The sequence below is a fragment of the Enterobacter cloacae complex sp. IR5401 genome (genome assembly GCF_049238425.1).
Taxonomy (GTDB): Bacteria; Pseudomonadota; Gammaproteobacteria; order Enterobacterales; family Enterobacteriaceae; genus Enterobacter; species Enterobacter hormaechei_C.
Genome location: NZ_JBMKHN010000002.1, coordinates 375833 through 390364 on the forward strand (window position 1 = coordinate 375833; position 14532 = coordinate 390364).

Annotated in this window: 13 protein-coding genes; 4 read left to right on the forward strand and 9 right to left on the reverse strand. The window is 59.9% G+C overall.

Annotated features, from left to right (window positions below):
- The first annotated feature begins 451 nt into the window (after positions 1 to 451).
- On the forward strand, positions 452 to 1174 hold the full coding sequence (locus ACOTX1_RS04780; protein ID WP_023315665.1) for an ABC transporter ATP-binding protein: 723 nt from the start codon (positions 452 to 454) through the stop codon (positions 1172 to 1174).
- Here ACOTX1_RS04780 and bioD read toward each other — a convergent pair.
- Genes bioD through bioB form a run of 4 tightly spaced genes read right to left on the reverse strand, consistent with a single transcriptional unit; the run spans position 1137 to position 4764 of the window.
- Positions 1137 to 1838 carry a dethiobiotin synthase gene (bioD, locus tag ACOTX1_RS04785; RefSeq protein ID WP_003858523.1) on the reverse strand — a complete coding sequence of 234 codons (702 nt, stop codon included), beginning with the start codon at positions 1836 to 1838 and terminating at the stop codon, positions 1137 to 1139. The genes ACOTX1_RS04780 and bioD overlap by 38 nt on opposite strands.
- Complete coding sequence (gene bioC / locus ACOTX1_RS04790; RefSeq protein ID WP_023315664.1) at positions 1831 to 2586, reverse strand: malonyl-ACP O-methyltransferase BioC; 756 nt, start codon at positions 2584 to 2586, stop codon at positions 1831 to 1833. The genes bioD and bioC overlap by 8 nt, the downstream gene beginning before the upstream one ends.
- The gene (bioF, locus tag ACOTX1_RS04795) at positions 2570 to 3727 is read right to left on the reverse strand and encodes an 8-amino-7-oxononanoate synthase (RefSeq protein ID WP_022650640.1); all 1158 of its coding nucleotides are present in this window, start codon (positions 3725 to 3727) and stop codon (positions 2570 to 2572) included. The genes bioC and bioF overlap by 17 nt, the downstream gene beginning before the upstream one ends.
- Entirely contained in the window at positions 3724 to 4764 is a 1041-nt protein-coding gene (bioB, locus tag ACOTX1_RS04800) for a biotin synthase BioB (RefSeq protein ID WP_023315663.1), read from the reverse strand. The genes bioF and bioB overlap by 4 nt, the downstream gene beginning before the upstream one ends.
- A gap of 86 nt (positions 4765 to 4850) precedes the next feature.
- On the opposite strand from bioB, the gene bioA reads away from it, so the two are divergent.
- Together bioA and ACOTX1_RS04810 are read left to right on the forward strand one after the other, a co-directional pair.
- Entirely contained in the window at positions 4851 to 6140 is a 1290-nt protein-coding gene (gene bioA, locus ACOTX1_RS04805) for an adenosylmethionine--8-amino-7-oxononanoate transaminase (protein ID WP_032628176.1), read from the forward strand.
- A 47-nt stretch (positions 6141 to 6187) separates the two neighbouring features.
- Positions 6188 to 6664 (forward strand): kinase inhibitor, encoded by a 477-nt coding sequence (locus ACOTX1_RS04810; protein ID WP_003858531.1) that lies wholly within the window; start codon positions 6188 to 6190, stop codon positions 6662 to 6664.
- A 66-nt stretch (positions 6665 to 6730) separates the two neighbouring features.
- Here the strand turns inward: ACOTX1_RS04810 and hutH are convergent, their stop codons facing one another.
- The 5 genes from hutH to hutI form a co-directional block, all read right to left on the reverse strand.
- Positions 6731 to 8251: a histidine ammonia-lyase gene (gene hutH / locus ACOTX1_RS04815; protein WP_032667132.1), complete on the reverse strand. Its 1521-nt coding sequence runs from the start codon at positions 8249 to 8251 to the stop codon at positions 6731 to 6733.
- Positions 8248 to 9936 carry a urocanate hydratase gene (gene hutU, locus ACOTX1_RS04820; protein WP_003858533.1) on the reverse strand — a complete coding sequence of 563 codons (1689 nt, stop codon included), beginning with the start codon at positions 9934 to 9936 and terminating at the stop codon, positions 8248 to 8250. Before hutU ends, hutH begins: the two co-directional genes overlap by 4 nt.
- 127 nt (positions 9937 to 10063) lie before the next feature.
- On the reverse strand, positions 10064 to 10798 hold the full coding sequence (locus ACOTX1_RS04825) for a histidine utilization repressor (RefSeq protein ID WP_003858534.1): 735 nt from the start codon (positions 10796 to 10798) through the stop codon (positions 10064 to 10066).
- Positions 10799 to 10817: 19 nt separating this feature from the next.
- Positions 10818 to 11756 carry a formimidoylglutamase gene (gene hutG, locus ACOTX1_RS04830; protein ID WP_003858535.1) on the reverse strand — a complete coding sequence of 313 codons (939 nt, stop codon included), beginning with the start codon at positions 11754 to 11756 and terminating at the stop codon, positions 10818 to 10820.
- Positions 11753 to 12976 carry an imidazolonepropionase gene (gene hutI / locus ACOTX1_RS04835; protein WP_023315660.1) on the reverse strand — a complete coding sequence of 408 codons (1224 nt, stop codon included), beginning with the start codon at positions 12974 to 12976 and terminating at the stop codon, positions 11753 to 11755. Before hutI ends, hutG begins: the two co-directional genes overlap by 4 nt.
- A 223-nt stretch (positions 12977 to 13199) precedes the next feature.
- Between hutI and ACOTX1_RS04840 the strand changes: the two genes are divergently transcribed.
- Entirely contained in the window at positions 13200 to 14483 is a 1284-nt protein-coding gene (locus ACOTX1_RS04840) for a putative acyl-CoA thioester hydrolase (RefSeq protein ID WP_023315659.1), read from the forward strand.
- The last annotated feature ends 49 nt before the right edge of the window (positions 14484 to 14532 follow it).

Below are 14532 nucleotides of genomic sequence, written 5' to 3' on the forward strand. Positions count from 1 at the left end.
AAATAAAGACTAATTTATTAAGCCGCGTTTCCCATCAATTTGGTCGTAACCCGCGTATTCTCTCGCTTATCGCGTGTTTTCTAACTCTAATGCACAAGGTTATCCACAGGAATAGTGGATAACTGCCTCCAGCCCGTACAGCATGCACTTCAGCAAATTCCCGGTTTTTCCCACGAAGCGGCAGTAAAAAATTTTTATCACTCTTTTTTGCCTGGAAAACGTTCATTTTTTCATAAGCAACTGGCGAGATCTTAATCACAATTCTGTCATTTCTCCTGCACCACGATTCGACATACGCGGCACCGGGAATGTGCATTTCGTATAAACGTACTGCTTTTGATAGTGAGTTATTCCTAAAAATGGCCTTTTTTTAATCATTATGAAGTTCCTGGCAGGCGTTTTGCAGACATCACTCTGTGCATCACCCCCACACATTTTTAAGGAGAGAAAGATGTTGAGTCTGCGTGCTGTAAATCAGTTTTACGGAAGCCAACATACGCTATGGAACGTGAATATCGATTTCCCGCAAGGCATCTGTACGGGCATTGTTGGCCTGCCTGGCATGGGTAAATCCACGCTCATGAACTGCATTACCGGAAAGGTGCCCGTTGAGAGCGGCACCATCATCTGGCATGAGGCTGGCGCGCCGCCGCATAACTTGCTCAACCCTGCGTCAGCATTCCCGGCGCCGCCGACGATAGGCTACGTCCCGCAGGATCGGCGGATATTTTCCCAGCTGACCGTCGATGAAAATCTGCATATCGCTATGCGGGCGACGGGGAAATCCGACCCGACATCAAAAAATGACGTGTACGCCCTGTTTCCGGAGCTCTATCCGCTGCGACAGAGCCGTGCCTCTGCGCTGTCCCCCGACGACCAGTATCAGCTGGCTCTCGCCAGTGCGCTGGTTAATCGCCCGCGCGTGTTGATTCTGGATGAGCCCATGTATGGCGCAGGGCATGGTTTCGCGCGCAGGCTGGGGCAGTTGCTGGTGCGGCTGAATCGGGAGCTGGGAATGACGGTGCTGTTAGCTGAGCAACAGCTGTCGTTTATCCGCCGGGTAGCGGATCGTTTCTGCATGCTCTATCGCGGGCGTAACGTGGCACAGGGCCACGTTAACGAGCTGGATGACGACCTTATTGCGCACTGGATGGCGCGGGACATAAGGCGCTAAGGTCAAGATAGCGTCCGGTTTCCGCCTGCTCTGCGCCGTCGGCAAGCCACGGGATCTCGCCGAGAAACGGCGCAGGCAGCCCCCGCTTCAGCGTCGCCAGGTACTCAGCATGACGTTTACCCGGCGCAACCACGTCATTGGCAATCCACCCTGCCAGACGCAACCCGGCCTGCTGCACGGCCTGAGCGGTCAGCATGGCGTGATTGATACAGCCAAGCTTCACGCCGACCACCAGAATGACCGGAAGCTGCTCGGCCTGCACCCAGTCAGCAAATGTCTGCTCGTCGGACAGCGGGGTAAACCAGCCGCCAGCCCCCTCCACCAGCACCCAGTCGGCCTGCGTTTCCAGGTCGCGTAACCCGGAAGAGAGCACCGAAAAATCAATCGGACGATCTTCATCGGCGCTGACGATGTGCGGCGAGGTGGGTTCAGCAAAGGTATAGGGGTTCACCGCAGAATAGGCCAGCGCAAGGCTGCTATTACGCTGTAGCGCCAGCGCATCGGTATTGCGTAAGCCTTCCGGCGTCATCTCGCTGCCGGAGGCTACGGGCTTATACCCGGCAGTTGTTTTCCCCAGCAGACGCGCCGCCTGCAACAGCGCGGCGCTGGCAACCGTTTTACCGACTTCAGTGTCCGTGCCGGTAACAAAATAACGTTCAGTCACGTTCAATAATCCCATGAAAAAGATGATAAGAGAGCGGGAACCGGCCCCGCTCCTGCGGCCAGGTCAGCTCGAGACGCTGGAGTTGGCCGCGGGTAAGGGGTTTCTTCTCCCGTCCGGCGTGCAGGTGCGTCGCGCCTATGCCCTTAAGCGATCGCATGGCGCTTAACGCATCGCTAAATTCGAGGGTGACGGTCTGGACCACGCTGCGATAGCGCCAGCCTGCCAGCGCCTGAGTGACCTGTTCGTGCGAGAGAAACCGGTTGGCATGAGGCTGTGCATCCACTGCCCTCCACGCCTGATTCAGCTCCGGCAACGAACTTTCCAGCAGGGTGGTAAAGGCCACCGCTCCGCCGGGCCGCGCCACGCGGTATAACTCGCGTAGGGCCTGCGGCAGGCTGGCGCACCACTGCACCGCCAGATGGCTCCAGACGAGGTCAAACAGCGCATCCTCCAGCGGGATGGCCTCGATATCGGCCACCAGATAACGGTCTGCTGACTGCTGCTGGCGGGCTTCATCCAGCATCTGCGCGGATAAATCCAGCGCCGTGACGTGGCTACCTGTTGCGCGCCAGTAACGGCTATTGCCGCCTGGCCCGCAGCCTGCGTCGAGCACCTGCGCAAAACGCCCGTCACCGAGCGCGGCCAGCAGCCCGCGGGCGCTCAGGCGTTGCAGCTCATCGTGCCGTGAATAGCTTTGCGCTGCCCGGCCAAACGCGGCGGCAACGGCCTGTTTATTGACGGGAGACATACAGTGCCTCCAGAAGCGTATCGATATCCTGCGGCTCATGCGCTGCCGTGAGCGTCAGACGCAAGCGCGCGGTGCCTGGTGGCACGGTGGGTGGGCGGATCGCCGTGACCCACTGCCCGCGTTCTCGTAGCGCCTGTGCCAGCATCAGCGCCCGATGGTTTTCACCCACAATCACGGGCTGAATGGCGCTGTGCGAGTCGGTAAGCCGGTAAGACAGCTCGCTTATCCCTCGGCGAAAACGCTGAATATGGTCGGCCAGGCGCGCCCGGCGTTCAGCGCCGTCTTCGCCGCGGATCACCGCAAGCGACGCAGAGAGCGCCACGGCCTGCGCCGGGGGCATGCTGGTGCTGTAGATCAGGTGCCGGGCGAACTGCACCAGGTAATCGGCCACCGGCTCGCTGCACAACACCGCGGCGCCGCTGACGCCGAAGCCTTTGCCGAAGGTGACCACCAGCAGTTCCGGCCTGACGCGTTGCTGGTGCGCGCTTCCGCGCCCCTCCTCGCCGGTGACGCCAATGCCGTGGGCATCGTCGACCAGCAGCCAGGCGTTCTGCTGTTTTGCGACGTCATGCAAGGTGGCAAGGGGCGCGCTGTCGCCGTCCATGCTGAATACCCCTTCCGTCACCGCCAGCTGAAGCCCTGAACAGGGTTTACCCAGCAGGACGTTCAACTGAGAGGCATCGTTATGGGCAAAACGCCGCAGCTGCGCCGGGCTGAGACTGGCCGCTTCAAGCAGAGACGCGTGGCTCAGGCGGTCCGCGATGATGCGGTCGTCTTTGCCCATCAGGGCGGCAATCACCGCCTGATTCGCGGCAAAACCGGAGATAAACAGCAGCGCCCGCGGGTAGCCCAGCCAGTCGGCCAGCTCTTCCTCCAGCGCCTGATGCGCCGTGGTGTAGCCGCTGACGTGCCCGGAGCCACCGCTGCCCACGCCGTAACGATCCGCGCCCTGCTGCCAGGCGCGAACGATCTGCGGGTGCTGGCTCAGTCCCAGATAATCGTTGCTGGAGAAATTACAGAACCGCTCTCCTTCCCGGGTGAGAAAACGGCCTGCACCGTTTTCCACTACCCTGCGCACCCGAAACGCATCCGCCGCCCGCCGCTCGTCGAGCGCGGTCCTGATACGTGCCTGCCAGGTCATACGGCTGCCGCGTTGTAGAACTGGTCGGTGTCGGCGTTAAAAATCTGCTGCTCCAGCTGCTGCTGTTGCTCGTTATCCCCCGCCTGTACCCCGGTCTGGTGTGGGTTCAGCCCCAGCTTTCGGAACAGCTGGACGTCTTTGTCCTCTTCCGGGTTTGGCGTGGTCAGCAGTTTGCAGCCGTAAAAGATGGAGTTGGCCCCGGCCATGAAGCACATCGCCTGGGTCTGCTCGCTCATCTGCTCGCGACCGGCAGAGAGGCGAACGTAAGAGGTCGGCATCATGATGCGCGCCACCGCGATGGTGCGGATGAAATCGAAGGCATCCACGTCCTCGTTATCCGCCAGCGGCGTGCCTTTTACCTTCACCAGCATGTTGATGGGCACGCTTTCCGGCGGGATCGGCAGGTTTGCCAGCTGTAACAGCAGGCCGGCACGATCTTTTACCGTCTCGCCCAGTCCCACGATCCCGCCGGAACAGACCTTGATCCCCGCATCACGCACTTTATCAAGCGTGTCCAGACGCTCCTGATAGGTGCGCGTGGTGATGATGTTGCCGTAGAACTCCGGCGAGGTATCGAGGTTGTGGTTGTAGTAATCCAGCCCCGCCGCCGAGAGACGCTGCGCCTGCTCCTCGTTCAGCGTGCCCAGGGTCATGCAGGCTTCAAGCCCCATCTCCTTCACCCCCTTCACCATCTGCTCCAGATAGGGCATGTCGCGGTCATGCGGGTTTTTCCACGCCGCACCCATGCAGAAGCGGGTCGAGCCAGCGTTTTTGGCCTTGCGCGCGGAGTCGAGCACTTGCTCGACTTCCATCAGGCGCTCGGATTCGAGACCGGTTTTATAGCGCGCGCTTTGCGGGCAATATTTGCAGTCTTCCGGGCAAGCCCCGGTTTTGATCGACAGCAGCGTGCTGACCTGAACATGACGCGGATCGAAGTGCTGGCGGTGCACCTGTTGCGCCTCAAACATCAGCTCCAGGAAAGGTTTATTGAATAATTCAGTGACTTGCGACATCGTCCAGCGTGCGTGGTGAGCCATCGGGCTTCTCCAAAGGGTTTTGTTAATTGTCGGTTCGGTTTATACTTGTAAACCTAAAACTTTTCAAAATGGTTTACAAGTCGATTATGACCCAGGACGATCTCGCCTTCGACAAGCAGCATATCTGGCACCCTTACACCTCCACGACCCGCCCCCTTCCCGTCTATCCGGTAGCCTCTGCCCACGGCTGCGAGCTGCATCTCGCCAGCGGCGAGCGGCTTGTTGACGGGATGTCCTCCTGGTGGGCGGCGATCCATGGCTACAACCACCCGCGTCTGAACGCGGCGATGAAAGCGCAGATTGACCAGATGTCACACGTGATGTTTGGCGGGATCACACATCAGCCCGCGGTGGATTTATGCCGTCGCCTGGTAGCGATGACGCCTGAATCGCTGGAGTGTGTTTTCCTGGCCGACTCCGGCTCGGTGGCCGTGGAAGTGGCGATGAAAATGGCGTTGCAGTACTGGCATGCGAAGGGCGAAACGCGCCAGCGGTTCCTCACCTTCCGCAACGGCTATCACGGCGACACCTTCGGGGCGATGTCGGTGTGCGATCCGGACAACTCCATGCACAGCCTGTGGAAAGGCTACCTGCCGGAAAACCTGTTTGCGCCAGCCCCGCAGAGCCGCTTCGACGGCGAATGGGACGAGATGGACATGGTGGGCTTCGCGCGGCTGATGGCGGCCCATCGCCACGAGATTGCCGCCGTTATTCTCGAACCGATTGTGCAGGGCGCGGGCGGAATGCGGATCTATCACCCCGAGTGGCTGAAGCGCATTCGGAAGATGTGCGACCGCGAAGGAATTTTGCTGATTGCCGATGAGATCGCCACCGGCTTTGGCCGTACCGGGAAGCTGTTTGCCTGCGAGCATGCGGGGATCGCGCCGGATATTCTGTGCCTGGGGAAAGCGCTCACCGGCGGCACCATGACGCTCTCCGCCACGCTTACCACGCGCCAGGTTGCCGACACCATCAGCGACGGCGACGCGGGCTGCTTTATGCACGGCCCGACGTTTATGGGCAACCCGCTGGCCTGCGCCGTGGCAAGCGAAAGCCTCGCCATTCTGGAGAGCGGCGCGTGGCAGACGCAGGTGGCGGCGATTGAGGCGCAGCTGAAGCAGCAGTTAAGCGCGGCGGCGGAAGCGGAATACGTCGCGGACGTCCGCGTACTGGGCGCCATCGGGGTAATCGAGACAACGCATCCGGTGAACATGGCCGCGTTGCAGCGCTTCTTCGTTGACCAGGGCGTGTGGGTGCGACCTTTCGGTAAGCTGATTTACCTCATGCCGCCGTACAGCATTTCTGCGGATCAGCTCCGCAAGCTGACCGGGGCAGTGGTTGAAGCCGTTAACACTTCAGCGCATTTCGCGATTTAACCCCATGCGTTACACTTTCTGAATGAGTGAGTAACGAGGGAAATCGGATGAAAATCATCAGTAAAGATTTGCGCGACGGCGAAAAGCTGCCGGAACGTCACGTGTTTAACGGGATGGGTTATCAGGGGGATAATATCTCTCCCCATCTGGCGTGGGACGATGTGCCAGCGGGAACCAAAAGTTTTGTTGTGACCTGCTACGATCCGGATGCGCCAACCGGGTCGGGCTGGTGGCACTGGATCGTGGCAAACCTGCCCGCCGACACGCGCGTATTACCGCAGGGCTCCGGTTCCGATCTGGTTGCTCTGCCTGACGGTGCGATTCAGACGCGCACTGACTTTGGCAAAGCGGGCTACGGCGGCGCGGCGCCGCCAAAAGGGGAAACGCACCGCTATATCTTCACCGTGCACGCGCTGGATGTGGACAAGATTGAGGTCGACGAAGGGGCGAGCGGCGCGATGGTAGGCTTTAACGTGCATTTCCATTCGCTGGGTAGCGCGTCGATTACGGCGATGTATTCGTAATCGTGCGGGCTGATGCCCTCACCCCGGCCCTCTCCCACAGGGAGAGGGTTAGGGTGAGGGTAAAAATCACAGCACGGAAGGCAATAACCCCACCAGCCGCCCTTCTTCCAGAAGCTGCATCGCCTTATCAATATCCGGCGCAAAGAAGCGGTCGTCATCGTAGTGCGTAACGTGCTCGCGCAGCGTATGACGCGCCTGCTCCAGCAGCGGGCTGGATGTTAGCCCTTCGCGCAAATCAATACCCTGACACGCCGCCAGCCACTCCACCGCCAGCACGCCGCGGGTGTTAGAGGCCATCTCCCACAGACGACGCCCGGCAGCCGGGGCCATCGACACGTGATCTTCCTGGTTGGCTGAGGTTGGCAGGCTGTCCACGCTGTGCGGGTGCGACAGCGCCTTGTTCTCGCTTGCCAGTGCCGCGGCGGTGACCTGGGCGATCATAAAGCCCGAGTTCACGCCGCCGTTACGCACCAGGAATGGTGGCAGCTGGGACATGTGCTTATCCATCATCAGCGCGATTCGACGCTCAGACAGCGCCCCGATTTCGGCAATCGCCAGCGCGATATTATCTGCCGCCATCGCCACCGGCTCGGCGTGGAAGTTGCCGCCAGAAACCACCTCGTTTTCCTGGGCAAACACCAGCGGGTTATCGGACACCGCATTGGCCTCCACCAGCAGCACTTCTGCCGCCTGGCGCAGCTGAGTCAGGCATGCGCCCATCACCTGCGGCTGGCAGCGCAGGGAATACGGATCCTGCACCTTCTCGCAGTTATGGTGTGATTCGGCAATGTCGCTGGTATCGGTAAGTACGTGGCGGTACATGGCAGCGGCATCAATCTGACCGCGCTGGCCGCGCACCTCGTGGATGCGGGCATCGAACGGACGACGCGAGCCGAGCACCGCCTCAGTGGTCAGTGCACCGCACACCACCGCCGAGGCGAACAGATCTTCCGCTTCAAACAGACCGCGCAGCGCGAAAGCGGTCGACGCCTGCGTGCCGTTGAGCAGCGCCAGCCCCTCTTTTGCCGCGAGGGTGATCGGCGTTAAACCGGCTTTTTTCAGCGCCTCTTTCGCAGGCAGCCACTCCCCTTGCCAGCGCGCCTGGCCTTCACCCAGCAGGAGCAGCGACATATGCGCCAGCGGCGCCAGATCGCCGGAGGCGCCGACGGAGCCCTTCGCCGGGATCCACGGATAAACTTCCGCATTGACCAGCGCCATCAGCGCCTGGATCACGCTCAGACGAATGCCGGAAAACCCACGCGCCAGGCTGTTGATTTTCAACACCATCATCAGGCGGACGATCTCATCGTCCAGCGGCTGGCCAACCCCCGCCGCGTGCGACAGCACCAGCGAACGCTGTAAATTCTCCAGATCGTGCGTGGCGATGCGGGTCTGCGCCAGCAGGCCAAACCCGGTATTGATGCCGTAGGCGGTGCGCCCCTCCCCCACAATCGCCTCCACGCAGGCCACGCTGTCGTTAATGGCACGGTGGGCGCTTTCATCAAGGGAGAGTGTCACCGGCTGACGCCAGACGTGACGCAGCTGTTTGAGCGTCAGCGAGCCGGGAGTAAGTGTTAACGCGTTCATGCAGGCTTTCCTTGTGTGGCGGGGATCATCGGCAGGTTCAGGCCCTGCTCTTTGGCACAATCAATGGCAATCTCGTAACCCGCATCCGCGTGACGCATCACGCCGGTTGCCGGGTCGTTGTGCAGCACGCGAGCGATACGCGCGGCCGCTTCATCAGTTCCGTCACAGACGATGACCATCCCGGAGTGCTGGGAGAAGCCCATCCCGACGCCGCCGCCGTGGTGCAGCGACACCCAGGTCGCGCCGCTGGCGGTGTTCAGCAGGGCATTCAGCAGCGGCCAGTCGGAGACCGCATCCGAGCCGTCGCGCATGGCTTCGGTTTCACGGTTCGGACTGGCGACAGAGCCGGAGTCCAGGTGGTCGCGGCCAATGACGATCGGCGCGGAGACTTCGCCGCTGCGCACCATTTCGTTAAAGGCGAGGCCGAGTTTTTGCCGCCACTCCAGCCCGACCCAGCAGATACGCGCCGGCAGGCCCTGGAAGTTAATGCGCTCGCGCGCCATATCCAGCCAGCGATGCAGGTGTTCGTCATCGGCGACAATCTCTTTCACTCTGGCATCGGTTTTGTAGATATCCTCCGGATCGCCGGACAGGGCAACCCAGCGGAACGGCCCAATGCCGCGGCAGAACAGAGGACGGATATAGGCGGGCACGAAGCCGGGGAAGTCAAAGGCGTTATTCACCCCCATTTCTTTCGCCATCTGGCGGATGTTATTCCCGTAATCAAAGGTCGGAATACCCATCTTACTGAAGGCCAGCATCGCGGAGACGTGTTCCGCCATGGCGCGTTTAGCCGCCAGTACCGTGCCCTCAGGATCGGTTTCCGCTTTTTGCTGGTAGTCTTCCCACGTCCAGCCTTTTGGCAGATAGCCGTGGAGCGGATCGTGAGCGCTGGTCTGGTCGGTGACCAGATCCGGACGCACGCCGCGCGCCACCAGTTCCGGCAGAATATCCGCCGCGTTGCCGCACAGGGCAACCGACACGGCTTTGCCTTCAGCGGTGTACTTTTTGATGCGCGCCAGCGCGTCATCGAGGTTGTCGGCCTGTTCATCGACATAGCGGGTACGCAGACGGAAATCGATGCGGCTCTGCTGGCACTCAATGTTCAGGGAGCACGCGCCCGCCAGCGTCGCGGCCAGCGGCTGCGCGCCGCCCATGCCGCCCAGTCCGGCGGTGAGCACCCAGCGGCCTTTCAGTGAGCCGTTATAGTGCTGACGGCCCGCTTCCACGAAGGTTTCATAGGTGCCCTGCACAATCCCCTGGCTGCCGATGTAGATCCAGCTACCGGCGGTCATCTGGCCGTACATGGCCAGCCCTTTTGCGTCCAGCTCGTTGAAGTGTTCCCACGTCGCCCAGTGCGGCACCAGGTTGGAGTTGGCAATCAGCACGCGGGGCGCATTTTTATGGGTTTTGAATACGCCAACCGGTTTGCCGGATTGCACCAGCAGCGTTTCGTCGTTTTCGAGATTCGTCAAAGACTCGACAATCGCGTCATAGCACGCCCAGTTGCGTGCGGCGCGGCCAATGCCGCCGTAGACCACCAGCTCGTGGGGATTTTCTGCTACCTCAGGATCAAGGTTGTTCATCAACATGCGCAGCGGTGCTTCGGTGAGCCAGCTTTTTGCGGTGAGCGTGGTGCCGCGCGCGGCGCGGACATCCTGCTTGCGGTATTTATCTGACGACATTGTGTGTTCCTCATAAGGGACAGATGATGCATTTAGATATACTTGTATAGACAAGCACACACAAGGTCGGATTTAACAAAAAAGATACAATTTTGCTATATTGCGTTAGCGATCACGCTTATAAAACTTATGACATAAAGTGGCCCTGCAACCGGTAGCGATTTCCCGGGAACAGCAGCTTCGCATGCGACACAATTTGCGAGGACGACCAGGTACGACGGCGGATCAGCAGGCAGGGATCGTGCTCTTTAATACGCAACAGCTCGCATTCCTGCGGCGTGGCGCGCACGGCTTCCACAATATGCTCCCCTTCCGTCAGCGGGGCGACGAGCGAGAGATACGCATGCGGTGTGGTTTGGGTGTAATCCTGATTCAGATAGTCCGGTATCCGCTCCGCGTTGACGCAGCGATCTTCAATCTGGACCGGAATGTCGTTCTCATAGTGCACCATCACCGAATGGAAAATCCGGGTGCCCTCGGTAACGTTCAGCTCGATGGCCTGTTCGGCGCTGGCCTGCGTCTCTTCAAGCACCAGCACCTCGCAGTGGTGCTGATGGTTGCGGGCGGCAATTTCATCGGCAATGCTGCGGATTTCAAACAGCGCCGACTGTCCTTTTGGCTCCGCCACAAATGTCCCGACCCCTTGCAGGCGCACCAGCAACCCTTCATCGGTCAGTTCACGCAGTGCGCGGTTGATGGTCATTCGGCTAAAGCCAAACTGCGCCACCAGCTCGGCCTCGGACGGAATGCGGTCGTGCGGGCGCCAGACGCCGGCGGCGATTTTTTCGCTGATCGCCTGCTTCACCTTTTCGTAAAAAGGCGCGGGAGGACTCGGCTGCGGCAGGGGCGAGCGTGAAAACATCATGACTCCTTGAATGTTGTTATGCCCACCAGTGAGCAATTTGCCAGGCCAGTCGGGCGGCAAGCTTCGCCCCCTGACCGTCCCGATCGTAGTGCGGATTAAATTCCACCAGATCCGCCGCCTGTAGTTTACCGCTTCGGCAGATACGCTCAATCACCGGGAACAGATCCAGCGCCGGGATCCCCAACGCCGCAGGGGCGGACACGGCGGGCATTTCTGCGGCAGGCAGCACATCGAGGTCAACGGTGAGATAAACCCGGTCTGCCTGCGTAAGCACGCTATCCAGCGCGGATAGCGCATCCCGGCGAAAATCGAGATCTTCAACCAGCGTCACGTTCAACCGCTCAGCTTCCTCCCACAGCGCCTGAGTATTCGCCGCACGGCTTACCCCCAGGCAGGCGTAGTGAAACACCCGAGACTGAGACGCGCAGTAGTGCGCCAGCTGGCGGAACGGCGTGCCGGACGTTGCCCGTTCAGCCTTGCGTAAATCGAGGTGCGCATCCAGGTTGATCACCGCAATGCGATCGTTCGGAAAGGCGTCCAGCACGCCGCGCCCGTGCGCCCAGGCGGTTTCATGTCCACCGCCGAAAACCAGAGTACGCATCCCGGATTGCTGGCACGCGGTTATGGCCTCGCTCAGCGCCTGCTGTGCCGCCTCCAGCGCGTGGCCTTCAACATAAACAGAACCCATATCCACGAGGCGCGCATGCCCCTGATGGCTCGCCATATTCGCCAGCGCGCCGCGCAACACATCGGGCGCCTGTGCAGCACCGGGCCTGCCCTGGTTACGCTTAACCCCTTCATCACATTCAAAGCCCAGCAGGGCAATGCCTGACGGCACGGGAGAAAAGTGTTCGCGCTGCTGTATGGTCTGGAAGAGACGTTTCGCGGTGCTGGACTCGGCGCTGTCGTCACGCCCCTGCCAGACCTGCGGGGAGACGGGATGCCACAGTTTCATGCTACCTGCCCCCGAAACACGCGTTGATACAAAGGATTCCGCCCCGGCTCGTAAACCATCTCAACCGGATGATTCGCCTCCCAGACGACGAAATCAGCCACATAACCGGGCTTTAACTGCCCGTGCGTCGCAGCACGTCCTAGCGCCTGCGCCGCATGCCGCGTCACGCCAGCCCAGGCCTCTTCCGGCGTGAAGCCAAACTGGACGCAGGCCATGTTCATTGCCAGATGCAGGCTGGCAAACGGACTGGTGCCCGGGTTGTAGTCGGTAGCCACCGCCATCGGCACACCCTGCTCTCTGAGCTGCGCCACCGGTGGACGCTGGCGCTCCTGAAGAAAATAGAACGCGCCGGGGAGCAATACCGCCACCGTGCCGCTTTGCGCCATCGCCTGAATACCTGCATCATCGAGATACTCAATATGATCGGCCGACAGCCCTTTATACTGGCTGACCAGCGCCGCGCCGCCAAGATTCGACAGTTGTTCTACATGCCCTTTTACCGGGATCCCGAGCGCGGCGGCGGCCCTGAACAGGCGCTCGGTTTGCGCCGGGGTAAAGCCGACGTTTTCACAAAACACGTCCACCGCTTCAAATAACTCTTTTTGCCACAGCGTGGGCATGATCTGCTCACAGACCAGTGCCAGATAGGCATCCGGATCCTGTCGGTACTCGGCAGGAACGGCGTGCGCGGCCAGCAGCGTCGGGCTGATATCGACCAGATTATTCAGGCTGAGCTGGCGGGCAACCAGCAGCATTTTCTCTTCGGCTTCGGCATTCAGACCGTATCCTGATTTGATTTCAACGGTCGTTACGCCTTCATTCATCAGCCGCTGGAGTCGCTGCTGCGCCACCGTCAGGAGCGTTTCCGGCGAACTGTTGCGGGTGACCGTGACCGTGGCGTTAATTCCGCCGCCCTGCGCGCTAATGGTCTGATATGACACGCCGTTAAGCCGTTGCTCCCATTCCGCTGCACGATCGCCGCCGAACACCAGATGGGTGTGGCAATCGATCAGGCCGGGAGTAACCAGACGCCCGTCGAGATCGACACACTGACGATGCCCGGAGGGGATCTCGGATTCAGGAATAATGGCCAGAATCGTCTGGCCGCGCACAACGAGGGCATGTTGTTCTCTCAGGCCGTAGGGTTCCGCCTCGCCTGTCGCCAGGGTTGCCAGTCGCGCATTTCGCCATATAACATCATCGGGATTAAGCTGCTGCATGTGCCTTCCACTTGTCATGGGTTGTATAGACATTTATTTTCATCTGCCGCCTGCTGTCAACCGCATTGGGGGAAAATGTTATTTATTTGTGATGACTTTCCCGTCGCCTGCGGGCAAAAATGCAACTTTTCCGGTTTTTATCTTCCCGTTTCGCTCAACTTAGTATAAAAAAGCAGGCTATTTCGTCTATCCAGATAAGACTTGCATACCCAGGAGCATTACCTTGAATATTTCCAGGATTTCCCGTCTGGCGTTGGCACTCGCCTTTGGCGTGACTTTATCCGCTTGCAGTTCAATACCACCGGATCAGCAACCTTCTGAGCAGGTTGCTCCGGGCACCGCTTCCCGTCCGATCCTGTCAGCGGCTGAAGCGAAGAACTTCACCCGGGCGCACTATTTCTCGGCGATGGATCCCAATGCAGCCCCGTGGACGCCTTCTTCTATTAACCTGCCGAAACAGCCAGACTTCGTTGTCGGCCCGGCCGGGGCGCAGGGCGTTACACACACCTCTATTCAGGCAGCCGTTGATGCCGCAATCACCAAACACAGCGCCTCTCGTCAGTACATTGCCATCCTGCCGGGTGAATACGAAGGAACCGTTTATGTTCCGGCGGCACCGGGAAGCATTACACTTTACGGCCTGGGCGAAAAAGCGGTCGACGTAAAAATTGGCCTGGCGATTGATTCAGAGATCGACAGCACCACCTGGCGCCATCTGGTGAACCCGGCCGGTAAATACATGCCAGGTAAACCGGCGTGGTATATGTTTGATAACTGCCAGCGCAAGCGTGCCGCCACCATTGGCGTGATGTGTTCGGCGGTATTCTGGTCACAAAACAATGGCCTGCAATTGCAAAACCTGACCATTCAGAACACCCTGGGCGACAGCGTTGACGCAGGTAATCATCAGGCCGTGGCGCTGCGTAGCGATGGCGACAAGGTACAGATTAACAACGTCAATATCCTGGGCCGCCAGAACACCTTCTTCGTGACCAACAGCGGCGTGCAGAATACCCTTCAGAACAACCGTCTGACGCGTACTCTGGTCACCAACAGCTACATTGAAGGCGACGTGGATATGGTCTCTGGCCGCGGCGCGGTGGTATTTGATAACACCGACTTCCGCGTGGTGAATTCACGTACGCAGCAGGAAGGTTACGTCTTTGCACCGGCCACGCAGTCTAACCTGTTCTATGGCTTCCTGGCCGTGAATAGCCGCTTTACTGCTGCTGGCGATGGCGTGGCGCAGCTTGGTCGCTCTCTGGACGTGGACTCCGCCACTAACGGCCAGGTCGTGATCCGCGACAGCGTGATTAACGAAGGCTTTAACATGGCGAAACCGTGGGCGGATGCGGCGATCTCGAAACGTCCTTTCTCCGGCAACACCGGCACGGTGGATGATAAAGACAACGTGCAGCGTAACCTGAACGACGCTAACTTCAACCGCATGTGGGAATACAACAACCGCGGTCTGGGTAGCAAAGTGGTTGCTGAGCCGAAGCAGTAAAATGCCTGCTGCCGGGTGGCGGCTGCGCCTTACCCGGCCTGCCACATGC

Bases quoted from the DNA above. Each gene is read 5' to 3' on its own strand.
- ACOTX1_RS04780 (WP_023315665.1), top strand. From the start codon at position 452: ATGTTGAGTCTGCGTGCTGTAAATCAGTTTTACGGAAGCCAACATACG.
- bioC (WP_023315664.1), bottom strand. From the start codon at position 2,586: ATGTCTCCCGTCAATAAACAGGCCGTTGCCGCCGCGTTTGGCCGGGCA.
- bioF (WP_022650640.1), bottom strand. From the start codon at position 3,727: ATGACCTGGCAGGCACGTATCAGGACCGCGCTCGACGAGCGGCGGGCG.
- bioB (WP_023315663.1), bottom strand. From the start codon at position 4,764: ATGGCTCACCACGCACGCTGGACGATGTCGCAAGTCACTGAATTATTC.
- bioA (WP_032628176.1), top strand. From the start codon at position 4,851: ATGACCCAGGACGATCTCGCCTTCGACAAGCAGCATATCTGGCACCCT.
- ACOTX1_RS04810 (WP_003858531.1), top strand. From the start codon at position 6,188: ATGAAAATCATCAGTAAAGATTTGCGCGACGGCGAAAAGCTGCCGGAA.
- hutH (WP_032667132.1), bottom strand. From the start codon at position 8,251: ATGAACGCGTTAACACTTACTCCCGGCTCGCTGACGCTCAAACAGCTG.
- hutU (WP_003858533.1), bottom strand. From the start codon at position 9,936: ATGTCGTCAGATAAATACCGCAAGCAGGATGTCCGCGCCGCGCGCGGC.
- ACOTX1_RS04825 (WP_003858534.1), bottom strand. From the start codon at position 10,798: ATGTTTTCACGCTCGCCCCTGCCGCAGCCGAGTCCTCCCGCGCCTTTT.
- hutG (WP_003858535.1), bottom strand. From the start codon at position 11,756: ATGAAACTGTGGCATCCCGTCTCCCCGCAGGTCTGGCAGGGGCGTGAC.
- hutI (WP_023315660.1), bottom strand. From the start codon at position 12,976: ATGCAGCAGCTTAATCCCGATGATGTTATATGGCGAAATGCGCGACTG.